The following is a 23121-nucleotide window of genomic DNA, read 5'->3' as shown; positions in this document are numbered from 1 at the left end:
GTAAGGCACTTCAAAGCGCAGGGCAGTGAGGGAAGAGATGTTTATGCTGCGTTATATTTCTTGACATTAAAAAGGAATAAAATGTAATGGTGGCGCTATGATTTTGTTTTTTTATCCTTTATGCACAACAAACAAGCCTTTGTTTTGGTCAGGACGAACATTGTCTATGTGAGGAAAGTTGCAGTAACATAAGTTAAAACTATTCACCAGAACCGAAATACATCATTTCTAGTCACAGGAGGGTCATATGGAAAACGAACAAGAAAAGCGTCATCCGAAAACATTTGAGCCTTTTGCATTTATTCTGATTGTGGCTACGAGCATTCTGGGAGCGATTATCGGGATGCAGATCGTCACCAGTCTTGGCGTGACCCCGAATACGGCCATCATTGGAGCGTTAGTCGCGATGCTGATTGCACGTATTCCAATCAACTGGTTTTTGCGCTATAAATCTGTTCATCGTCAAAATTTGGTACAAACTGCGATTTCCTCTGCTACTTTCGGGGCGGCCAACAGCCTGCTCATTCCAATTGGAATCCCTTATCTCATGGGTACGCCTGATTTGATTGTACCGATGCTGCTGGGAGCGGCGTTAGCTATGTTTGCAGATGCAACGATACTTTATAAAATCTTTGATTCCAAGCTGTTTCCTGCCTCAGGTACCTGGGCACCAGGTGTTGCAACGGCAGAATCCATTAAAGCTGGAGATAAAGGCGGTAAACGTGCCGGCTTGCTGGGTATTGGGGCACTCATCGGGGTAGTAGGCTCCTATCTGAGTATTCCAATGTCTGCGTTTGGGGTTGCGTTTATCGGCAATATCTGGGCACTTGGTATGTTTGGGGTCGGTCTATTGATTCGCCAGTATTCCATGCCACTGTTTCAGATTGACGTTAATGCGCTCTACATTGCTCATGGCGTGATGATCGGGGCGGGCATTGTGGCGTTAGTTCAGGCTGCTATACTCGTGTTCGGAGTTTCCGGCAAGAAAAAGGGCGACACCGCTACACGTTCGGAAAAAGCTTCGGATGCAGAATACACCCGCCCGATTGCAGAAGCCCGTCGTACGCTTGGACTCGGGTTTATCGCTTATCTGGTCATTTCACTGCTGATTGCCATTATCGGTGGATTGGTTACGCACATGTCGATAGGTATGTTGATCGGCTTTATTGTATTTGCGGCCTTTGCCGCGTTTGTGCATGAAATTATCGTCGGCATTGCGGCTATGCATTCCGGTTGGTTTCCTGCCTTTGCGGTCGCTTTTATTACTTTGCTTGGCGGAATGATGATTGGTTTTCCACCTGTGGCACTGGCATTGCTGGCTGGATTTAGCGCAGCTACTGGTCCTGCTTTTGCTGATATGGGCTTCGATTTGAAAACAGGCTATATCCTGCGCGGCAATGGTAAAGATAAAGAGCTGGAAAGGGAAGGAAGAAGGCAGCAGTATATAACGGCTCTGATTGCTTTTGCAGTTGCACTGGTGACCGTGGCACTGGCTTACCCGAGTTATTTTGCACAAAATCTGGTTCCGCCGATTGATAAGGTGTATGTGTCCACAATTCAGGCCGGGGCAACACCGGGTGTTGCAAATCAGCTTTTGCTATGGGCGATTCCCGGGGCAATTCTCCAGCTCATCGGTGGCTCTAAACGCCAATTGGGTGTCATGTTCGCAACGGGGCTGCTGATTGCCACAGCAAATGCATGCTGGGCCGTGCTGGTCGGTATAGCAATCCGTTTTCTCGTAACTCGTTTTGCAAAACAGGAGGCCGTGGCTTCCATGACGATTCTGGCTGCTGGTTTTATTGCAGGAGATGCACTCTACAACTTCTTTAACTCGGTATTTAAACTAAAAAAGTGAGATGATACAGATGGACGCTTTGAAACTGGATGAAAGAATTGTTGAATATGCCGTTTATGGCGGTGCTGTCTTGGGCGGTGGAGGCGGAGGCTGGGTTGAGGAAGGGCTGCGAATCGGAAAGCTGGCCCTGGAAGCAGGACAGCCGCTGCTGGTGCCTATAGACAGTTTTGCAGACGACGATCTCTTTGTCACTGTGGCTGTCGTCGGTGCCCCGGCTGCGCCGGATAAATATGTAAAGCCCGTTCATTATGTAAAAGCGCTGGAAATGGTGTCTTCGATGACAGGAAAGGTTGTTCGGGCTTTACACACGAATGAAAATGGTGGTGAAACAACCATTAATGGCTGGTTTCAATCGGCCTTGACTGGGCTCCCGGTTGTGGATTTTGCATGTAATGGCCGTGCGCATCCCACAGGAACGATGGGGTCAATGAACTTGACTGAGTTGCCGAATTACGTTAGCCATCAGGCTGCGGTAGGTGGAAGCGGAGAGCACTATATGGAGGTAGGCATTACAGGCTCCTTAGATCATGTAGCTTCGTTAGTTCGTAAAACCTCGGTGGAAGCTGGAGGATTGGTAGCGGTCGCGCGGAATCCGGTGACAGCTGCTTATGCGAAAGCTAATGGCGCCCCGGGAGCCATTTCCCGGGCAATCGCTGTCGGAGAAGCGATGCTGGCACATCAGGGCGAAGCTGCAATTGCTGCTGTGACTGCGGAACTGGGCGGCAAGGTTATCGCTGCTGGTGAGGTCACGGAGTGTAGGCTCGAAACATCAGGAGGGTTTGACGCGGGGGTGGTTCGTATAGCGGATAGCGGTCGGACCTACGAAATGACTTTTTGGAATGAGTATATGTCCCTGGAGCTTGATGGTGAACGGCTAGCAACATTTCCAGACCTGATCATGACATTGGATATGGACACAGGAAGACCTGTTATCACAGCTGCTGTAGTCCAAGGGCAACGCCTGGCAATCATTGCAGTACGAAAGGAACAGCTCCTGTTAAGTACGACTATGTTTAACAGAAAATTGTTGCAGCCGATTGAGGAAATTATCCATAAACCCATACTGTCCTATTTATGAAATGAGCGGGAGGAACGCAACTATGGCACTTCAACAAACATTGACTGTATTCGAAGCGCTGGATAGCGCCTATGTGAACGGAGAGCGAGTCATGAGATTGATATTGCCACTGCCGTGAGATTTTCAATTGAGACTGCCAAGGAATTTACGAATGGGACGTGTAGTTCTTATGATTCGCTCGAATTTTTCAAAATCACCGAATTGTACGGCTCCATGAAAATACTTCAAACAGCAGGTAGTGCTGAAAGCCGCGGCTGATGCACAAAGGGCAGACCGCGAGCTTGCCCTTTGTCGCCAGGAGCGTAAAATAAAATGAAGCGAAAGCAGGGATTCAAAATGCATAAGCTTGGGATGATTACGATTGGGCAAGCCCCCCGGTCAGATGTGGCCCCTATCGTAGAAAGGGCATTGGAAGGACGGGCAGAGCTGGTACAGGCTGGTGCGCTAGATGGGCTCTCATTGGACTATATACAACAGCATCTATCACCGTCACCGGGAGAATATGTATTAACCTCGCGCTTGACGACCGGGGAGTCGGTGGTCATTTCACGCGAAAAAATCCAGCCACTGCTCCAGGACAAAATCACACGTTTGGAGGAGCAGGGCATACGTACTATTTTGTTACTCTGTACCGGTGTGTTTCCTGGGTTGCATACCCGAAGCGCTTTTCTAATTGAGCCAGATCATGTGCTTCCTCCTGTACTAAAGGCCATGTCCAGCGGAAGAAGGTTGGGTCTCATTGGACCGCTCGAAGAACAGAAGAACAACCTCAAGCTTAAATTCAGCCCTTATGGATTGAATCCAGAGTTTGCGGCGGCCTCGCCTTACAGTGGCAGTGAGGAAGAATTTCGCCGAGCAGCAGGACAGTTCAAGAATCAAGCCGATCTGATCGTACTGGATTGCATGGGCTATACGGAAACGCATAGAGAACTAGCGGCGCATTACTCAGGGGTTCCCGTTGTATTGTCCAATGCCTTGATTGGCAAACTGGTATCGGAAATGGTGTAAGGAGCTAAAAATTGGAGGTAAGAACTATGAGTCAACAACGTATTGAAATCAGTAAAAATGTATTGCAAAAATGTTTGGGACTTACCGCTGGAGAGACGCTTCTGGTCGTAACCGACGATGATAAAAAAGAATTGGGCGAGTCCATATATGAAGCTGGCAAGGCACTGGGGGCAGAAGCAGCTATTTTGACGATGAAGGTTCGTTCCAAATCGGGCGAGGAGCCTCCAGCCCCTGTTGCCGAAGCCATGCTTCGCTCCAACGTTGTTGTATGTGTCACCCGGTATTCGCTGACACATACAAGTGCCCGTAAGCAAGCCGCAGCTGCTGGAGCACGCCTGGCGACCATGCCTGGCATGACAGACGATATGTTCATGAATGGAGCAATTGCTGCTGATTATCCGAAGGTCAAGGCGCTGACCGAAGAGGTGACCGCATTGCTGACTGCTGCCAAGCAGGTACGGATTGAAAAGGATGGATATAGTCTGAACTTTACCATAGAAGGGCGCAACGGTGTTCCCAGCACAGGTATGTATTTGAATCCCGGCGAATCGGGGAACCTGCCTTCCGGTGAAGCGTATATTGCTCCGCTGGAAGGAACGGCACAGGGTCAGATTGTGGTGGACGGTTCTGTAGCGGGAATCGGTGCCTTAAAAGAGCCGCTGCTGCTGACGGTGCAAAATGGAAGATTAATCGCGGCAGAAGGGGAAGCCGGACAGTCCCTGTTGGATATGCTCGGCGAAGGCGATGGTAGAATGCTGGCCGAATTTGGTATTGGAACGAATGATAAAGCCCGCATTACAGGTGTTGTGTTAGAGGACGAGAAAGTATATGGCACGATTCATGTCGCTTTTGGCAGCAATAATACCTTTGGGGGAACTGTCGCTGCGGGTGTACATATTGACGGAGTCGTACAAAAACCGGATGTATATCTGGATGATCGTCTGATTATGAAGGCTGGTCAGTTGCTAGAGCGATAAAGGGAGGAAGTTATCATGCTTGGAATGATCAGAGTGCTTACCATGCAGGACAAAGCAGCTATCGACCTTCACGGCCGGGTCATTGAGCAGCGCTACGGGCTACCTGTCACCAGTGTATGTATTCCCGATCAGCCGAAAGGGATCTACGATGATATCACAGACCGGGAAGCGGTGCCTAAAATTGTGCTCGCGGCGCAACAACTCGTTGAACAAGGCTGTACGTCTATCGGTATTAGCTGCGCGGCTGATCCAGCGCTAGAGGAAACTCGTCAGGCTGTATCTGTACCTGTATACGGGGCGGGGTCCTGTGCGGCACTCTTGGCTCTGACATCGGCCAGCCGTGTAGGCGTGTTGACCATTTTGGAGGAGGCTCCGCCGCTGATTCGCCGCATTTTGGGCGATTCCTATATCGGTACAGAGCGTCCCATAGGTGTGCAGACGACACTGGACTTGAACACTCCACAAGGTAAAGAGGCAGCTATGGCAGCAGCGTTACGGCTTCAGGAGAAGGGGGCTGAGGTAATTGTACTTGCCTGTACAGGTTTTGTAACAATGAACTTTGCGCCAGAGCTGGAGCGTACACTAGGGATTCGGGCTATTGACCCGATTGTGGCGTTGGGTGCAGCTGTTTCGGTACGCTAGCAGACACTTCGTGTGGGGTACAAGCAGGATAGTTCTTAAACTTCATTATAAATAGTTGAATATTAAAATAAACCGCCTTTTCCAGAAAAGGGCGGTTTATTTATGTTCCATTGAGCTCCTAAAGATAGGAATGGGCTGGTGTGGATAGATTTGACCAAGCGGTAAAAGGTTTTGTTTTGTACACTTTTTTGGTACACTATCCTGAAAATTAGATGAACTAAGGATTTTGCAAAATAAATAGCAGGGTGGTCTGTCTTTATGAAAATACCGGGTGTAACAGTTCAAGAGCTCATGGCAATACCCGTGTTGAAGGAGGCGAAGGTATTAAGCGGAGAACAAGGGCTAAGCCGGGTTGTCCGGTTTATTGACATTATGGAAGTCCCTGACCTGAAAGGCTGGGTCCGGGAAGGTGTATTATTAATGACAACGGCTTATTCGATCCGTCATGAGCCTGAGGTATTGTGTCAAATTATTCAATTACTGCATCAGGGCGGGGCGGCGGCGCTTGTGATCAAGCCTACCCGCTTTCTCACGGAAATTCCCCATAGTGCGCTTGAAGAAAGCAATGCCTGTGGCCTTCCTGTGATTGAGATTCCAGCCGATATTCCCTATACGGATATTACGCAGCGTGTCATGGATATGGTGTTGAACCGACAGGCAGAGCTGCTGCGACGTTCGGAAGAAATCTATCGAACGTTAACGACGATGGTGCTGGAGAACAGTGGCATACAGGCTGTAAGCGATAATATAGCAGAGCTTTTTAAAGCTCCGGTTGCTTTGGTTGATAATGGTGGTCAAGCCATTGTCACTTCACCACAAGATTGGGATTGGGCGAAGGTACAAGATGCTCGTCATTTTCCAATTAGTGTGGATAAACGTACAGTCGCCAAGTTGGTCATTGCCCGCAATGAACTGGATGATATGGAGCAGGTTGGTATTGAGCAGGCACGGCTGGTGATGGCGTTAGAATTAATGCGTGAAAAGGCAGTAGAAGATACGGAAAGCCGACTACGGGGGAATTTTATAGATGAGCTCATGACACCTCCGTTGCCGGTGCGGCATGAGGTTGAGCGGAGAGGTCGTCAATTGGGATTCAACCCGGAATATAACTGGGAGGTGGCTGTACTGGAAAGTGCTACGGCTCCGCCAGAAGAGATTCTTTCTGGGTTATTGAGTATGGAATCGACCCGACGGCGTGTGGTGTCTCATATTGAGTTCCGTTCAAATCGTGCGATATTATTTCTGCCGACTCTTCAGCCGAATGATCATCAGAACGCACCTGGCTCTGATCAGGAAACGTCCTGGAGTGATACGCTGAAAAACTGGTCAACTGAAAAAGCCTGGGGTACCGCCGATTATTATTTAGGCATCGGAAGTGCCAAAAAGTTATGGGAGCTGCTGCAAAGCTACAATGAAGCACGTCGTGCCATTACTGTAGCCCAGCGGCTGTATCCTGATAAACGTGTATGCAAATACAGCGATATAGAGATGCACTATATGCTTGGAGAAGCGATGGACAAAGAGGAATTTTCAAATTTGTTTGAACGCAAGCTGGGGAGACTTCAGCAATATGATCGCTCACATGGCAGTGACTTACTCAAAACGTTATTTTATTATTTGGAAAACAGGGGCAGTCTGGTAGATACAGCCAATTATCTTTTTATACATCGTAACTCAGTAAAATACAGATTGGAACGGATACGCGACATGACGGATTTTGATCTTAACGATCCACGTGAGCAGTTTATATGTCATACATGTCTGATTCATTATTATTTGCGGGAACATAGGTAGCTGGAGCGTTTTTTTAATGCAGGGAGGGCAGGACATGGATAAAAAAATACTGATAGCGGACGATGAGGCAAGCATTCGGAATGCGCTGGCTTATGCGTTAAAGCGAGAGGGTTTTTTGGTGGAAACCGCTGTTGATGGGGAGGACGCCTTGGAAAAAGTGCGTTTGTTCCACCCGGATGTGCTCATACTGGATGTGATGATGCCCAAACTGGGTGGATATGAGGTGTGCCGCCGTTTGGAAAGTCGGAAGGGCATCGGTATTTTACTGCTGACGGCCAAAAACGATATTGTTGATAAGGTACTCGGGCTGGAGCTGGGTGCGGACGATTTTATGAGCAAACCGTTTGACCTAAGGGAGCTGCTCGCTCGTATTAAAGCATTGGTACGGAGACTGGAGCGAGAAGGAGCGCCTGCCCCGGAAGGAACAGAAATGGTACTCGGCCCATTACGGGTACGTCCGTCCAGCCGAACGGCTGAACTTGGAGCCATAGCGCTGGATCTGACCCCCAAGGAGTTTGATGTGCTGGCGCTGTTGGTGTCTCATGCCGGGAGGGTGTATACACGGGACGAGCTGCTAGAGCAGGTATGGAGCTTCGATTATGTGGGCGGAACGCGTACGGTGGATATTCATATCCAGCGCTTGCGCAAGAAGCTTGAGCCGCATCAGGCGATATTGCAGACCGTGTATGGTATCGGCTATAAGGCAGAGAAAATGACGTGAACGAACATCATTCACTCCATCAGCAAGGAAGCTTGCGGTCCACCGACCAACAGAAGCGCAAACGCAAACCTGTAGGCTTAAGCCTGCGTTGGAAATTTCCCCTGGTACTGGCGGCTTTGCTGCTGTTTACTGTCGGTGTGCTGAGCTGGCTCGTGCTTACTGGCATTCGCGCTAACCAGACAGACCAAATGGAACGCAGCTTAAAGCGCCAGGCCGAAATTGTAGAAATGCGTGTAAAACAGTCTTACCTGTTGGGAGTGCGCCAATCACCGGAAGGCTTCATGAAGAAGCAGGCGCCCCAACTCGCAGTGGAACTGGGCGTATCCAGCAATATGCGCGTTATTTTATATGATGGTCAGGGGCATGAGGTTGGCAATTCTCTACCGCTGGCTTTTAGAACAAATGTCAGCCAGGCCCTTTCCTATGCGCTCCAAGGCAAAATTGCGTATATTACGGAAGGTAGCGCAGTCACCTATTTGGCTCCGCTTCAAGGTCCGGACGGCTTACTGGGAGTGGTACAGCTTCATAGCTCAACAGAAGCGCAGCAGCAGTTCTACCAGGCCATTGCCCAGTTGTTTCTATGGACAGGGGGTGCGGTGCTGGTATTGAGCTTTATTTTGGGCTTAGGCTATGTCAGCCGCCAGACGAGAGATATCGGACGACTGACTCGCGCTTCCGAGCAGATATCGACAGGGCACTATCCAGAAGCCAGACTGCTGCGGCGGCAGGACGAGCTGGGAAGGCTGGATGAAGGAATGCTCCAGATGAGTCATGTGATTCGGGAGAGCATTACCGCGCTGGAAAACGAAAAGCTTCGGCTGGAAGAAGCGGTTCAGCGTTTGAGAGAGCTGGAGCAGCAGCAAAAATCTTTTATTGGAAATATCAGTCATGAACTAAAGACTCCATTAACCTCTATTCAGGCTTATGCTGATTTACTGGATATGTATGGGGATGATCCTGAACTGGTGCGTGAAGCGAGAGAAAGTATCAGTAAGGAAACAAAACGGTTGTACGAGCTTGTCGAGGACTCGCTGCGGCTATCTGTGCTGGATAAATATGATTTTGAATTGCATACAGAGGCTGTGAAACTGCATTCGTTGCTGGAAGATGCAGGGAGCCGTATTCGAGGAAAAGCGGCAGCGCGTAGGCTGAATTTTTCGATAGATACCGTTCCTGCCCAGGTGTGGGGAGACCCTAAGCATCTGATGCATATTGTACTGAATTTGCTGGATAATGCAGTGAAGTACAATCGGGACGGTGGATGGATTACGTTATCGAATCGAGTAGAACAGGACACCGTGATTGTGTGTATACGCAATTCCGGCCCATGGATTCCTAGGGAGCAATGGGACATGATTTTTGAGCCGTTTGCTACCTTAAGTCGTGATCGATCTCGTCAGGACAGCGGTACGGGACTCGGTCTTCCTCTGGCGCGCAGACTAGCGGAGCGCATGGGGGGAGAGTTGCAGCTTACAGCTTCAGATCATAGTGGGTTGGAAAATGACAACGGGCATACAAATGTAAGTGGGAATGAATTTTCGCTTAGACTCCCTCTCTTGGTTCACGATGGCTCCCTGTAAACGGCCAACTGTTAGCACAGGGCTAAAATGGTGTCTTGTTTACAATTTGGAAACAATCCGATGTATTCATGAGATGTTCGGGCATTAAAATGGGGGTATCGTTAACAAGGAGGCCGTTGTACATGATAAAGAAAAACATAGGCAGCTATGGGCAAAAGAACGGCTCCTCTCATCGCGAAGATTCCCGTACAAGAGTTTTCAGACAGAAAGCCACGGGGGTGCTCATGGCCGGCTTAATCGCCGGGGGATTGTTCAGCGGTTGCGGCATAAAGAGCGCAGGAGAGACAAATCCAGCATCCGGTATGAAACCGGGGCAACAGCTTACTGTGATTGACACGGATGCAGCCCAGCAGCAAGTAACGGACGAGCTGGTGGTATCGTCTATCGACAGGCTGGGGGATGTCTACGCGAGGTCTTGGCTGAGCGACGAAGAGCTGATTGTGGAGCGTAAAACCCAGCTGTGGATTCATAATGTAGAGACAGACAAGGAGCGGATTTTAACACCAGGTCGTAAGGCTCCACAGTTACTTGCTGTGGTATCACCGGATCAGCGCCATGTCTTTTTTACTGAAGGTAGCACCAGCAGCAAATATGATATTCAGGGCTACATTTTGGAGCTAAGCAGTGGTAAGGTTACATCGATCGGCAAGCTGGATATGACTAACGAAGTGAGCTGGAGCGATGAGAATGATCTCATTACAGGCACACCGGATGGTAAAATCCAGCTGATTGGTCTGGACGGAAAAGCTAAAGAATTGAGTTTTCAAGATCCAAATCGCTCTGAATTGATGTCTCATGTCGAAAAAGTGGGTAACGCCATATTTTATACAGGCAGTGATAAACAAGGGTATTCGGTGCTGAATCGGTTCACCCTCAATCATCCTCAGGCTGTGACCATTGCAGAGGGGGCCATGTCCTTTGCCGTGTCGCCTGATGGTAAGTCAATTGCCATTGAAAAACGGAAATGGAATACATCCGAACCAGCCCGTATGATCATTTTGGATGAACAGGGCAAAGAGAAAGGAATCGTCGGTCAAGGCACTTTAATGAGTCGTGGAAGCTGGTCCAGCGACGGGTCCAAGCTTGCTTATTCCATTTATGATGAGGATCAGCAAGGCATGAGAGGGCTGTATGTGTTTGACCAGTCCACGGGTAAAACCACTCCGGTTACGACCGATATCCAATCCTATGACAGCCCAACGGTATGGAGCCCATCCGCCCGGTTTTTATCCATGTACCAGAACATCTCGGAAGGTGGAAAACAGCTCAATCAAAGCTACATCGTCGAATTTAAGAGGAAGTAGTTTCTGGACCCAGTCGTACACGAGGCTCATCGTTGACAAGGAAATCATACCAGCGGTTGCGAAACCGAACCTGAGGTCCATCAGCGGGGACGTGTGCCTCCATTCGCAGCGCTTCTGGGATTGGACGCGGATGCTGGCTTTCCACCACAGCCCGATCCTCTTCCAGCACCTTGCCACTGTATCTGGAAAAAATGTGGCTCATACCCGGTACAAATCTGGCAAAATTACGTCCAGCCAGTCCGTAGATGGCAGTTAACTCTTGCTCAATCGGAGTGAAGGTGACGAAATTAATAAACTTGCTGCGTCCTTCCTTGGCGGGAGTCAAAATCCATTGCTGTGGAAAGGTATATTGTAATAAACCTTTCCCGTTTTTTACTCGAATATGATTGTCATCCGCTTCAAACTCGATATGAATGTCGGTGGAGGATTTTTTACCGATCGTTTTGTTATGGACAATTGGCAAATGAGCGACATCCAGCACGCTCTCCACAACTCTCGTCAGATGTGCCTTCCACACGGAATCGTAGGGAGACAAAATGAGAGAGGGGTCCTCCAGCTCGGGGAAAATCTCCAGAGGAGGGGGGGATGTGGATGTTCCCAACCCTGAGTTTATCTCAGACTTTGAGCCAACGGCCTGAGGATATACCCACAGCAGGCCGGCTTTTTCAATCACGGGATAGGCATAGGTATGAGCAAACTCAGGAATAGCCCGTCCCGGATGTGCCGGAATATCCACACACTGCCCACTCTCATCGAAAGACCATGCATGATATGGGCATGTGATGTGCCCGTTTTGACAATAGCCGAGCGACAAATCAGCTCCTCGGTGCGGGCAATAAGCATGGATGGCATGTACCTGACGATGATCATCACGGTACAGGACAAAATCTTTGCCAAGCAATCGCTTTTTAAGCGGTTTATTTTTTAGCTCCTTGGACCAGCCAACGGCGTACCAGGCAATCGGGAATACCTGCTGGTCACTTTCACGAACTTCACGAAAGCTGGGATGGGTGTTCATCTATATCAGCGCTCCTCGTTCTGCTTCTCAATTATGACCCGTGGGTCATTTATTATATTAGTATAATACACCCCTGATCCAAAACGAAACAGGTGTCCTGAAATTGGCAAGAAACGAAGGTCGCTTAAGGTTGTATGAAATAGTAAAAAAAGGTGCATATCCTTTTTAGGAATGCCCCTTTTTTAAATTAGGCTGGCTATTTGATTTTGTATGACTATACAAACTTACGATGATGTTTCTTACCGTCATATGAGAATAAGGCAAGCTTACCCTCAATCAAGGTTTCCAAATGAACGGTGCGCCCCCACAGCTGATATACATACGGAAGTGTGCGCTCCATATATTTTAAATCCAGCTCAATGCCTTCGTACTGGTGCTTGAGCTTCAACTCGCCCGTATGCAGGTAATCTCCATCCTCGACGACGATATAAGGGGAGCCTCCATTCACACGTGAAAACACGAGCTGATCCCGTATGTTTTCCCAGGATTTATCGGTGATTTTCCAATCGGGTCCCCGTTTCTCAAACACGTACAGATCCAAATCCTCTGTCAGTTTCTTGGTCATGTAATTGCGTATAAAAGAGGTGTCTGAGTCGAACTCTCGTACCTCGAACATTTTAGCGCGTCCTTCGCCCGGTTTGCGTCCTTGTCGCTCTTGCTCCTCACGGGTTGGGTTATCCCATCGTTTTTCAATATCCTCAAATATTTTCAGTCCCAAATAGTACGGGTTCAGGCTTTGCTTGGAAGGCTGTACGACAGAAGCGTTCAGCATCGCAAATTCAACGGTTTCCTCCCCGGTTAAATCCAGTTCCCTTACAATCCGCTGGTGCCAATAGGAGGCCCAGCCTTCATTCATGATTTTGGTCTCCATTTGGGGCCAGAAATACAGCATTTCGTCCCGTAGCATCGTCATAATATCCCGCTGCCAGTCCTCCAGCACCTCCGAGAATTCCTGAATAAACCAGACGATATCTTTTTCAGGTTCCGGTGGGAACTTGCGTACCTTGATGCCCTCGGTCTCGGTCGGATCATGCTGCTTCGCTGTTTCCAGTGACCATAGATCATCGTAAGGCCCAGGAGGGCGCTGGCGTTTTCCAGGTTCTTTCTGCTCCCGAATTTTGAGCTCCATGTAACGCTGTTTATCCAGATGCCTTGGTTTGATGATCTGTGGGTCTACATGCTCTTGTATCGCCAGTACAGAGTCAATGAAGGATTCCACAGCCTTTGACCCGTATTCCATTTCATAGCTGTTGATTCGATCTGCTGTGGCCGACATACTTTCCACCATATTGCGATTAGAAGCTGAAAAGCGAGCGTTGTGTTTAAAAAAATCACAGTGTGCCAGTACATGGGCGACAATCAGTTTATTCTGCACCAAAGAATTTCCTTCCAGCAGGAAGGCATAGCAGGGATTGGAGTTAATGACCAGTTCATAGATTTTGCTCAATCCAAAATCGTACTGCATTTTCATCTTGTGAAACGTTTTTCCAAAACTCCAGTGGCTGAAGCGCGTGGGCATACCATAGGCTCCGAACGTGTATACAATATCCGCCGGACAAATCTCATACCGCATCGGGTAGTAGTCGAGCCCGAATCCATCGGCAATCTCCATAATTTCTGATATCGCATATTCTAGCTCCTTCTGGTCGGTACTCATCCCACCGATCCCCCTTCCCGTTTGCGAAAAAAGGTACGTAAGGCTTGGTATACCTCACCTTTTTCCTTGATGACATAGTACATAAACTGATCCTTTTTAATATTCTTGTAGGCTGACATCAGCGTGCTGCTGCGATTATATTGATTCACTTCTCCATAGCCGAACATATTGCTCCGCTTTATAAGTTCCTCGATTAGCTTCACACACCGCTCATTGTCCGAGGTCAGGTTATCGCCATCCGAGAAATGGAAGGGATAAATATTGTAGCTGGAAGGAGGATATCGTTTGTCGATAATCTCCAGTGCTTTCAAATAAGCGGAAGAGCAGATCGTGCCGCCACTTTCTCCGCGGGTAAAAAATTCTTCTTCCGTAACCTCTTTAGCCTCGGTATGATGCGCGAGAAAGACAATTTCCACCTTTTCATACTGACGGCGCAAAAAGCGGGTCATCCAGAAAAAGAAGCTGCGAGCGCAATATTTTTCAAAAGAGCCCATCGAACCTGAGGTGTCCATCATAGCTATAATCACCGCGTTGGATTGGGGAATGGTCTTCTCTTCCCATGTTTTGTAGCGAAGATCGTCCGGACTAATATGATGAATGCCCGGTTTCCCCTCACGGGCGTTGCGGCGCAGATTTTCGAGAATGGTTCGTTTCTTGTCAATGTTCGCTTGCATGCCTTTTTTACGTATATCATTAAATACGATAGATTCAACCTCAATTTGATCCTTATCTTTTTGCTGTAAATTCGGCAATTCCATTTCCTCGAACAGCATATCTTCCAGTTCTTCTATGCTGACTTCCGTTTCCATAATATCGTGTCCCGGCTGGTCGCCGGCTTTCTCACCTTTACCTGGCTTCTGGGAAGCAGGATCACGTCCAATGACATCCCCCACCTGACTGTCGCCATCTCCTTGGCCTACATGCTTTTGCTTTTGATAGTTATAAATGAAGCGATATTCATCCAGACTGCGAATCGGCACTTTAATAATCTGTTGACCGTCCGACATAATAATATTTTCTTCCGTTATCAGATCGGGTAGATTTTGCTTAATGACATCTTTGACCTTCTGCTGATGACGTTGCTGGTCCTGGTACCCTTTGCGATGCAGCGACCAATCTTCGCGGGATACGACGAATGAATATGGCTGGCGTGGTTCCGGCATTATTAGGCACCCCCCAAGTGGATACACGGCACAGTTTGGCCTTGTTGGTTATTAAGTATATTCACGGGGATGAACGATATGTGATGGAACTCGATTTAAATTCTGCCCGTTTGCTTTTATAATGAAAGTAAAAAATGTAAAAAAAGAATGGAGAACCTTGGGTTATGGAAGAAATTGCAGTACTTATAGTAGACGATGAGCAGGGGTTGCGGGATATGCTGACAACGGTGTTAAAAAAAGAAGGATTCCTTCAAGTCAAGCATGCTGCAACGGGTCGGGAAGCGCTGCAAGTCGTGATGGAATCTCATGTGGATGTGATTGTACTTGATGTTATGCTGCCTGATAACGATGGGTTTGAGGTGTGTCGTCAAATGCGTCTATATACGGATGCCCCTATTCTTTTTTTGACGGCAAGAGATACAGACCTAGACAAATTAATGGGGTTTGGTATCGGAGGGGACGATTATATTACCAAACCGTTTAACCCGCTGGAAGTCGTTGCGCGTATGAAAGCTCGAATGAAATATCGGAAAGTTTCGACAGTGGCCATGAAACCGACCTTACGCACTTTAGATTTTGGATATTTTCGTCTGGAACTGGAATCCGGTGTATTGTATGTGGAGGACAAGCAGGTCGATTGTCCGGCACGTGAATGGCTACTGCTGGTATTTCTGTGCAAGCATCCTAACCGTATTTTCAGTGTACGGCAGCTTTATGAGGCGATATGGAGCGAGGCCTTCTTGGGTGATGAGAAGACTGTAGTGATTCATATCTCCCGTTTGCGGAAAAAAATAGAACCTGATCCCAAGCACCCGCAATTTTTAATCAATGTAAGAGGACTTGGTTATAAAATGATGTCAGTCAAGATGGAGGAGCAAGAATGAACTCTCTAGTTAAGATGTCCTTTCGTTTTATGAAAGTAACATTATGCTTTGTACTGGCCTATGTCCTATGTTTTGTTATTTGCACGATCTTATATATTTTTATAAAAAGTATATTTGGAGCATCTCAAAATATAAATATTGATCTATTCTGGACAGGACTTGGTATCGTGCAGAGTGTTGTGTTCATAGCTGCCTACGGATGGTATATAGGCAAACCTTTGGTGTATGTAATTAAATGGATTGGAAATATTGCGACAGGGGAATTCCAAGCGCCGCTAAGTGAACTGGAACTGCCAGAGGGCAAAAAAAATCAGAAAAATAGTTATAAACCTCCGTATCAATTGTATAAAGAAGTTTTTGAACAAATGAACATCTTATCGGCTCAATTGCGCAGCAATGAGGAAGAGAGAGTGGAATTAGAGAAACGAAAACAGCAGTGGGTAGCAGGTGTAAGCCATGATCTCAAAACACCATTATCTTATATTGAAGGATATGCGGCTATGCTAACTGCTCAAGAGTATGACTGGTCTGATGAAGAAAGAAGAAGCTTTAGTATGGGTATCAGTGAGAAAGTGACGGAAATGAAGCAGTTGATTCAGGATTTGAATGCTTCTATGCAGCTTAAGGAAGGTCCATTGCCAATCCAATTGGAGAAGGAGGACATTGTGGAGTTTCTACGTAGTGCGGTCATAGATATCGCTAACCATCCTTCAGCCGAGCAATACGAATTTTCTTTTACGTCAATGGACGCGGCATGTATTATGCCCTTCGATAGTAAATTATTAGGCAGAGCGCTCCAGAATTTTTTGATTAATGCTATCATTCATAATCCTCCAGGTACACACGTTTCCATGGAAGTAAGCAAAGCGAACGATAAGCTTCATATTTCTATCGAAGACGACGGAATAGGAATGAATTCCAATGAGTACATGCAGGTATCTCATTCCCAAGGGCATGGAATACCTATTGCCAAAAGCTTTATTGAGGCGCATAACGGAACGCTTCATATCCTTTCAGGCAGTAAAGCGGGTACTAGGATGGAGATTTCACTGCCGCTAAACATCTAACTTTTTAACATTTGATCTCACATTTTGCAGTTTGCTCGGTTTTTTTGCCTGTTGTTTAGGGACTGTTTACCTGATGTTTACTTTACTTCAGTAAACTGTATGTAACTTAAGCTTCAGCATTAGAAGTCGAGAGGAGATCAGGAAATGTCTGAATATGTAATACATACACAGCAGCTAACTAGGCGTTTTGGAAAACGGGAATTTGTAAAACGAATAAATCTCCAGGTACCCGGACAGCAGATTTATGGATTTTTAGGACCTAATGGAGCGGGTAAAACAACCACGATTCGTATGCTACTTGGGCTGATTAAATCCACATCCGGGGAAATTGAGATTTTTGGGAAAAAGCTGAAGGATCAGCGTATGGAAATATTGAAGGATATTGGTTCCTTGGTTGAATCACCTGCCTATTATGCCCATTTATCCGCATATCGAAATTTAGAAATCGTTACAACCATGCGTGGACTGCCGACCCGAAGAATTCATGAAGTGCTGGATTTAGTGAGATTAACCAAGGATGCGTATCGTCCGGTAAAGGGATATTCCTTGGGGATGCGACAAAGACTGGGGATTGCTATGGCGCTTATTGCCAACCCCAAATTATTGATACTTGATGAACCGACGAATGGTTTGGACCCGTCTGGTATTCAGGAAATTCGGGAGTTAATTATGAGCCTCCCTGGCGCTTACGGAATGACGGTACTAGTTTCGAGCCATTTATTAAGCGAAATTGAGCAGATTGCAACCTATGTAGGAATTATTAATCAGGGTGAAATGATCTTCCAGGGAACGATGAAGGAACTCACCGCCAAAAGCAAGCCTCAATTATTCATTGAAACCCCAGATCCTGTTCTGGCTGCCGGTGCACTGATTCAGCATGGGTGGACGGCCGGAGCTGAATCGATTGAACAAAATGAGGTCGTGACTCCTATTGTAGATCGGCAACAATCTTCGGAGATGATCAAGGTGCTTGTGGAACACAATCATCCCATTTATCGGGTCACAGAGAAGAAAAAAACATTGGAGGAGATATTCCTGGAACTGACAGGTAAGGAGCGAAGCTTATGATACTCCGGGTTATAAAGGCAGAGGGGCTTAAGCTGAAGAAAATATGCTGGTGGATTCCTCTTATACAGGGGTGTGTACTTACAGGCATGACTGCTGTGGAATGGTATCTTTACTTTCGGCAAGGACCGGGAGGTGTCTACGCTGGTTTTGCCGTTATGTTTATGTTCCTTTCGTTTGTGATGCTGCTTGGCGGTACACTTTTGGCGAGCATTATGGCCGGTACAGAGCATGATACTCAAACATGGAAGCAGCTTATGGCCATGCCTGTTCCCAGAAGTTATATCTATTTATCCAAAATCGTATGGATTGTGATTCTGCAGTTGGGTACCGCCTTGATCACTGTAGCAGGTATGAGCCTCATCTGGGTGTTATATACAAACGAACCCATTCCTTGGCGGATCATGCTGTTACAGCCGATTAATGCAAGCTTGGCTACCCTACCAGTACTTGCAATTCAACTTTGGCTGTCTACGCTTTTCACTAATCAGGCATTCCCATTAGCGTTTGGTATATTCGGTTCAATTGCAAGCTTGTTTTTGGCACGCACAAGTATTCTGTGGATTAAAATATTGCCTTGGTCGTACCCTGCATTATCAAGTCCTCTGATGAAGGAACACATGATTTGGGTGATCGTTGCTTTAAGTGCAGGAGTCATCTTTACGGGACTTGGTACACTACAGTTTACCAAGCATGAATTCAAATAGAGAGGAAAAGATACATGGGCTCTATTTTACGCGTGGAGACAATAAAGCTTCAATGGATCATGGTTTGGATTCTCATTATATTGGATGCGATCATAAATTCTTTAATGGGAGTCCTGGAACTGAATGATTTGAAGCAGTTTTTTTCACCCAGTTGGTTAACTTTATATACTTATTCAGCGCAATTTCACTCTATGTTTTTTTATCCGCTCTATTGTGGAATTATTGCTTCTCTTTTGTGTGCGTACGAGCATCGGGATGGGGGATGGAAGATTTTATTAAGCAGCCCGTATCCTCGTCAGCAAATTTATTATGCAAAATATATATTGCTCATTCTCATACTGGGTCTGGATCAGCTTATATTTATAGTAGGCTATTTTGTAAGTGGAAATATAGCAGGTGCTCCAGGAGAAATCCCTTGGTCTGTCGTTCTTTCTACCGGTTTGGGAGGGTGGCTCGGGATTTTTCCCCTGGCAGCACTACAGCTTATGCTCTCGATAAAAATTCGGAATTTTGGAGCTTCTCTAGGAATGTCCATTTGTTGTGTGGTTCCTAATATTGTCATAACAGGCTTTCACTCTTCCATAGGTGCGTGGTTTCCTTTTACGATTCCTTATTATATTATGATGCCGCAAACAGCGACTTATGCACCCAGAGTTGAGCCTTACAGTCTCGGACTGATTGTCATTTTTACGTTTTTAGCCTATCTGTATGGTGGAAGAAAGATGTTTGTGAATAGGGACTGGTTGTAGTTAGGATAGCATGAGGATGTAATCCCAACCGATCTCTTTGTTCTCAGAAACACTTAATAAAGCAGCTGCAATCCCAGCAACGCCTTCAAGCATGCCCGCTTTTGTCAGCCATACTAGAGAGCCATCTGCCCTTGGCTCGGGGTCCAGATATCCTAGTGGGCTATCCATTTGAAAGCGATCAAGCAGACAATTCGTTAACTGTTGAATAAGCGGGAGAAAAGCAGGCTCTTTACTATGACACCACATTCGCCAAGAGATGGTAAGTAATCCGGCAAGACCGTGACAAAGTGCAGAAGAGTCCATTTCCCGCTTAGCTATCTCATAGGAGATTGCACCGACACAAGCTTTCACAGCCAATTTTTGCAGTTCCTCATTATGGAGAGCCCTTCCGGCAAGAAATAGGGTACAGGCAATGCCAGGGGTACCGTAACACCATGCTTCTCTTGCTCGTTCCAAATCAAACCGTAGAGAGCCTGTTTCAGCTTCGAATGGAACAATATGAGGCCAGTAGCTACCATATTCATCTTCATATTTATACTTAAGCAACCATTCCGCAATGGTTTCAATCGCTTGATATTGGCCTTTTACTTCAATTCCAGCACTGTAAGCTACAGATAATAAAGCCAACGGTCCAGGAATACCGTGTGCCATTCCACAATTAAAATTGCCCAGAGGATAGTTACGTTTATCCCGGTCTAAAAATTGAAACTTTTGCGGGGAGTACCACCCTGGGATATAACGATTGTGAATATGTATGGGATGTGTAAGATCGGTAAGAAATTGAAGAATTGGCTCAACAAGAGGAGTACAGATAGGATCGGTTGAGTTCATCAAAATATATCTTCCAATCCCTGAAGCTCCCGAAATGGTGTCAAAGGCTTGCATGGGCATACCTTCGTGAAGGCTTAATTTTTCTGTGTTCGACTGAAGCCATTGCTCTGTAAGAGGCATCATCCATTGATGTATTTGCTGTAAGAAATTACTGTAGTACTTTCCATGATTAGAAGCCTCTCTTACGGACGAAGCGATGCCTGCCCAGCCACTGTAAAGAGAGAGATCGTGAAGACCATTTTTAGCAAGTGAGGATTGGATCTGAGCCATGTTTGAATGTATGGCTCTATTCCAATCATACGAAGGGTCTGTAGCACGCCATTGCGATAGTAAATGAATGTTACCAGGATAACCATGCGAAAGTGAAGTTTCTCCCCATGGGTGGTACTTTGTTTCTGGCGAAACATTGTGTTCCGCATGGACTGCTGCATAGACGGATTCGGGCTCGCATAGACGTAAAGCAATTTTTTTACTAATATCTCTTGCACGAACTTGGTCGGATTGTTGTATAACAAAACTATCAATTTTCATATGAAAGCCTCCATTATTTTTTTCTTCATTATATTGTCACTAAAATCTAGTGTGTTGTCCTTAAAAATACTAAAAAATAATGAAGGTTTATCTTAAATGTACTCGTTGAAATTAAGACAAATGTAAGAATTATATAAAGTCTAGTTAAGATTATATAACTTATAATAAAATTGTAAAAAATAAAAAGGAGGTAACAAGATGAAAAATCAATTTGATCTGGACTTGCAAGTAGCTAAAAATGAGGTTGCTCCAAAAGGAGTTCAACCAGCCAGTGGTATTATCTGTACTCCTTCATGTGCAACAGGTACTTTGAATTGTCAAGTTAGTCTTACCTTCTGCAAAACGTGTTAATAACGAAAATACATGGAAAAAAGGCACGGTTTCTATAACCGTGTCTTTTCCAGTTACGAAAATGAGGGAAGGATTTATGGTTGAAGATTTGAAGGGGAGATCAGTTGAAATCAGTAAGTATATAGCACAAAAGCTAATAGACCTATCATATACAGAAAAGATAGTTAATCATACAAACAACCTTTCACCTTCACGTGGAAATCCCCCTTGGAATCCTGGCTCGCTTGCCGATGGAATTCCGGGTGTGTTTGCGCTGTTGTCCGAATGGGGTTACCTGGAGCCAGATCAAAATTGGGCAGAGCATGTGCATAGTCAGTTACGATACTTAGATACTAACTCTCTATTATTATTGCCTCGTATTTCTCTTTATTATGGAACAACAGGAGTAGCTTATGGCATATTATTAGCTTCCAATAACAGAGCTAATTATAACAAACTAATCTCTCAGCTTAATAAGTATATTGAAGTAAAGTGGGGGGATTTACCTGTAATTGGCACAATTACAGAGTTCAGTAGGCAAATGGATATCATCAATGGGCTGCTCGGAGTGGGCAGATACACTCTGGAGGTTGCTGAAGACAAGACGATGTGTGATCTGTCTCGTCAATTATTAGACACCATTACGCACTTTATACCTGAATATATACATTTGTCGTCAAGGGAAGATTCGGCTTCAATCCATCTAGGTTTGGCGCATGGTATCACCGGAATACTTGCACTGCTTGTCACTGCCCTACAAAAAAAGATCAAAGTTGAAGGACTACATGAGGCTATAAAACATATAGCTGATTTTTTGCTTATTCAAATTCAGGAGGATCAATATGGCTGGTATTGGCCTGTAAACTCTCAAGCGTCTTCAATGAACAAGAGAGAGAAAAAAGTAGGGATGAGAGAAATTGAAGGCTGGTGTCATGGAACCTTTGGAATAGCTTGGACATTATTCAGAGCAGGAATTGAGTGCAGTAATGAAGAATGGAAAAAGATAGCGGAAAAAGCTATGCAATCCATATTTTGCTTAGATGATGAGCTACTAAACGCGCTATCCCCTACTTTCTGTCACGGGTTGGCTGGTTTGCTTCATATGGCTCATAGATTCTATAGCTTAACCGGTAATATAGCAGCCTTACACTTTGCCGATCAGATAGCTTTAAAGTTAGTAAATTTATACGATGAAGAGCTCCCATTTGGATACCGGGATTTGGAGGGGACAACTCATGTTCATAATGTAGGAATACTGCAAGGAGCAACAGGGATTGCGTTAAGTTTGCTGGACTATGGAATTGGGAAAGAACATCCTAAATATTCAGGGAGATGGAGTGAATTGTTTCTAATTTCTTAAGGGCGCTCTACCTTATTGCTTATCTGAAGCATTGGTTTTGGGGGGATTAGATGAAACAAAAATTTATGGTTATATCATCTTTTAGGAAGATTAAGCATTTTTTTGAGACTTTAAGCACTCCAGAAAACATTCGAATCATGTTTTATGATTCGCTTTACCAGGCTCTACCGGAGATTGATGAGCAGTGTATCGGTGTAGCTTTGAATCAGGATCATATAACGCTAGAGGACTTGTCTTACTGGCACAGCATTAAAGAAAAATTTACAGTTCCATTTATCTTTCTTTCCTATCATAGTGATGACCAACGGCAATTGGATCTCCTCAAACAACTGTTTTCAATGGCTTCATCTGCATATGAAATGGAAAGAGAACAGCAGGCTATTAGTTTATCACCTAATGTCATTTTTGATCCTGCTGGAAAGGTTATTTGGAAGCAAGGGCATGAGCATATGCTGACTATGATGGAATTCCGATTATTAATGTATCTTCTTACTGCAAAAGAGTGTGCTTCTACGATTGATCACATTATAGACAGAGTCTGGGGAGTGGATGCTTTTACTACGTCTAATACGGTGTATGTGCACATCCGAAAATTGAGAGAGAAAATAGAAGATGATCCAAGTCATCCAAAAATTCTGGTAACATGTCATGGAATCGGTTACAAGTTGAATATATTTCCTAAAAACTTGGAGGTGGTCAGTTGTGAAGAGACAACTGCATTACACTGATGCGCATAAACTACATAATGAAGTGAGAGATCGGGATGAAAGATGGTTTAGTGCATGTGATTTTTTTCTAAT

At 45.8% G+C, this 23121-nt stretch carries 21 protein-coding genes and 1 pseudogene; 18 read left to right on the top strand and 4 right to left on the bottom strand.

Going from position 1 to position 23121, the window contains the following annotated elements; genetic code table 11:
• Positions 1-247 precede the first annotated feature (247 nt).
• The 10 genes and pseudogenes from MKX59_RS20180 (at position 248) to MKX59_RS20135 (ending at position 10959) form a co-directional block, all read left to right on the top strand.
• Positions 248-1855 (top strand): OPT/YSL family transporter, encoded by a 1608-nt coding sequence (locus MKX59_RS20180; RefSeq protein ID WP_053325044.1) that lies wholly within the window; start codon positions 248-250, stop codon positions 1853-1855.
• 10 nt (positions 1856-1865) lie between these two features.
• Positions 1866-2933 carry a DUF917 domain-containing protein gene (locus tag MKX59_RS20175; RefSeq protein ID WP_076264327.1) on the top strand — a complete coding sequence of 356 codons (1068 nt, stop codon included), beginning with the start codon at positions 1866-1868 and terminating at the stop codon, positions 2931-2933.
• Between the two features lie 72 nt (positions 2934-3005).
• Positions 3006-3191: pseudogene (locus MKX59_RS20170) on the top strand (DUF1177 family protein); the annotation flags it as partial.
• Positions 3192-3245: 54 nt separating this feature from the next.
• Positions 3246-3941: an AroM family protein gene (locus MKX59_RS20165; RefSeq protein ID WP_034095005.1), complete on the top strand. Its 696-nt coding sequence runs from the start codon at positions 3246-3248 to the stop codon at positions 3939-3941.
• A 26-nt stretch (positions 3942-3967) separates the two neighbouring features.
• Positions 3968-4918, top strand: coding sequence for an aminopeptidase (locus MKX59_RS20160; protein ID WP_028542944.1), 951 nt, complete (start codon positions 3968-3970; stop codon positions 4916-4918).
• Between the two features lie 15 nt (positions 4919-4933).
• Positions 4934-5560, top strand: a complete 627-nt coding sequence (locus MKX59_RS20155; RefSeq protein ID WP_028542943.1) for an aspartate/glutamate racemase family protein — start codon at positions 4934-4936, stop codon at positions 5558-5560.
• A 258-nt stretch (positions 5561-5818) separates the two neighbouring features.
• Positions 5819-7354, top strand: a complete 1536-nt coding sequence (locus MKX59_RS20150) for a PucR family transcriptional regulator (protein WP_028542942.1) — start codon at positions 5819-5821, stop codon at positions 7352-7354.
• A 34-nt stretch (positions 7355-7388) separates the two neighbouring features.
• Complete coding sequence (locus tag MKX59_RS20145) at positions 7389-8075, top strand: response regulator transcription factor (RefSeq protein WP_025723943.1); 687 nt, start codon at positions 7389-7391, stop codon at positions 8073-8075.
• Positions 8072-9655, top strand: coding sequence for a sensor histidine kinase (locus MKX59_RS20140; RefSeq protein ID WP_028542940.1), 1584 nt, complete (start codon positions 8072-8074; stop codon positions 9653-9655). Before MKX59_RS20145 ends, MKX59_RS20140 begins: the two co-directional genes overlap by 4 nt.
• A 122-nt stretch (positions 9656-9777) precedes the next feature.
• Positions 9778-10959: a WD40 repeat domain-containing protein gene (locus MKX59_RS20135; RefSeq protein WP_340858801.1), complete on the top strand. Its 1182-nt coding sequence runs from the start codon at positions 9778-9780 to the stop codon at positions 10957-10959.
• On the opposite strand, the gene MKX59_RS20130 is transcribed toward MKX59_RS20135, so the two are convergent.
• The 3 genes from MKX59_RS20130 to yhbH all read right to left on the bottom strand — a co-directional run bounded on the left by MKX59_RS20130 (position 10946) and on the right by yhbH (position 14797).
• A complete protein-coding gene (locus MKX59_RS20130; RefSeq protein ID WP_023987826.1) occupies positions 10946-11977 on the bottom strand; it encodes an aromatic ring-hydroxylating oxygenase subunit alpha in 1032 nt (343 codons plus the stop codon). The genes MKX59_RS20135 and MKX59_RS20130 overlap by 14 nt on opposite strands.
• A 214-nt stretch (positions 11978-12191) precedes the next feature.
• Positions 12192-13634 carry a SpoVR family protein gene (locus MKX59_RS20125; RefSeq protein ID WP_340858800.1) on the bottom strand — a complete coding sequence of 481 codons (1443 nt, stop codon included), beginning with the start codon at positions 13632-13634 and terminating at the stop codon, positions 12192-12194.
• Positions 13631-14797: a sporulation protein YhbH gene (gene yhbH / locus MKX59_RS20120; RefSeq protein WP_023987828.1), complete on the bottom strand. Its 1167-nt coding sequence runs from the start codon at positions 14795-14797 to the stop codon at positions 13631-13633. The genes MKX59_RS20125 and yhbH overlap by 4 nt, the downstream gene beginning before the upstream one ends.
• A gap of 164 nt (positions 14798-14961) precedes the next feature.
• On the opposite strand from yhbH, the gene MKX59_RS20115 reads away from it, so the two are divergent.
• The 5 genes from MKX59_RS20115 (at position 14962) to MKX59_RS20095 (ending at position 19269) form a co-directional block, all read left to right on the top strand.
• Positions 14962-15681: a response regulator transcription factor gene (locus MKX59_RS20115; protein WP_023987829.1), complete on the top strand. Its 720-nt coding sequence runs from the start codon at positions 14962-14964 to the stop codon at positions 15679-15681.
• A complete protein-coding gene (locus tag MKX59_RS20110; protein WP_023987830.1) occupies positions 15678-16748 on the top strand; it encodes a sensor histidine kinase in 1071 nt (356 codons plus the stop codon). Before MKX59_RS20115 ends, MKX59_RS20110 begins: the two co-directional genes overlap by 4 nt.
• A gap of 144 nt (positions 16749-16892) precedes the next feature.
• Positions 16893-17816, top strand: coding sequence for an ABC transporter ATP-binding protein (locus MKX59_RS20105; protein WP_023987831.1), 924 nt, complete (start codon positions 16893-16895; stop codon positions 17814-17816).
• Complete coding sequence (locus tag MKX59_RS20100; protein WP_023987832.1) at positions 17813-18520, top strand: ABC transporter permease; 708 nt, start codon at positions 17813-17815, stop codon at positions 18518-18520. The genes MKX59_RS20105 and MKX59_RS20100 overlap by 4 nt, the downstream gene beginning before the upstream one ends.
• Before the next feature lie 14 nt (positions 18521-18534).
• Positions 18535-19269 carry an ABC transporter permease gene (locus MKX59_RS20095; protein WP_013309463.1) on the top strand — a complete coding sequence of 245 codons (735 nt, stop codon included), beginning with the start codon at positions 18535-18537 and terminating at the stop codon, positions 19267-19269.
• Here MKX59_RS20095 and MKX59_RS20090 read toward each other — a convergent pair whose 3' ends face one another.
• A complete protein-coding gene (locus MKX59_RS20090) occupies positions 19270-20631 on the bottom strand; it encodes a lanthionine synthetase C family protein (protein WP_340858799.1) in 1362 nt (453 codons plus the stop codon).
• A 198-nt stretch (positions 20632-20829) separates the two neighbouring features.
• Here MKX59_RS20090 and MKX59_RS20085 point away from each other — a divergent pair, with 198 nt between their 5' ends.
• From MKX59_RS20085 to MKX59_RS20075, 3 genes are all read left to right on the top strand, one after another.
• Positions 20830-20982 carry an FDLD family class I lanthipeptide gene (locus MKX59_RS20085; RefSeq protein ID WP_023987834.1) on the top strand — a complete coding sequence of 51 codons (153 nt, stop codon included), beginning with the start codon at positions 20830-20832 and terminating at the stop codon, positions 20980-20982.
• Positions 20983-21058: 76 nt separating this feature from the next.
• Positions 21059-22321 (top strand): lanthionine synthetase C family protein, encoded by a 1263-nt coding sequence (locus MKX59_RS20080; protein WP_023987835.1) that lies wholly within the window; start codon positions 21059-21061, stop codon positions 22319-22321.
• Between the two features lie 50 nt (positions 22322-22371).
• Positions 22372-23049 carry a winged helix-turn-helix domain-containing protein gene (locus MKX59_RS20075; RefSeq protein ID WP_023987836.1) on the top strand — a complete coding sequence of 226 codons (678 nt, stop codon included), beginning with the start codon at positions 22372-22374 and terminating at the stop codon, positions 23047-23049.
• The last annotated feature ends 72 nt before the right edge of the window (positions 23050-23121 follow it).

Origin of the sequence: Paenibacillus sp. FSL R7-0340, assembly GCF_038002205.1 — a bacterium.
Classification (GTDB): domain Bacteria; phylum Bacillota; class Bacilli; order Paenibacillales; family Paenibacillaceae; genus Paenibacillus; species Paenibacillus polymyxa_B.
The sequence above is the reverse complement of the archived record's forward strand: the minus strand, read 5'-3'. Positions and strand labels throughout refer to the sequence as shown.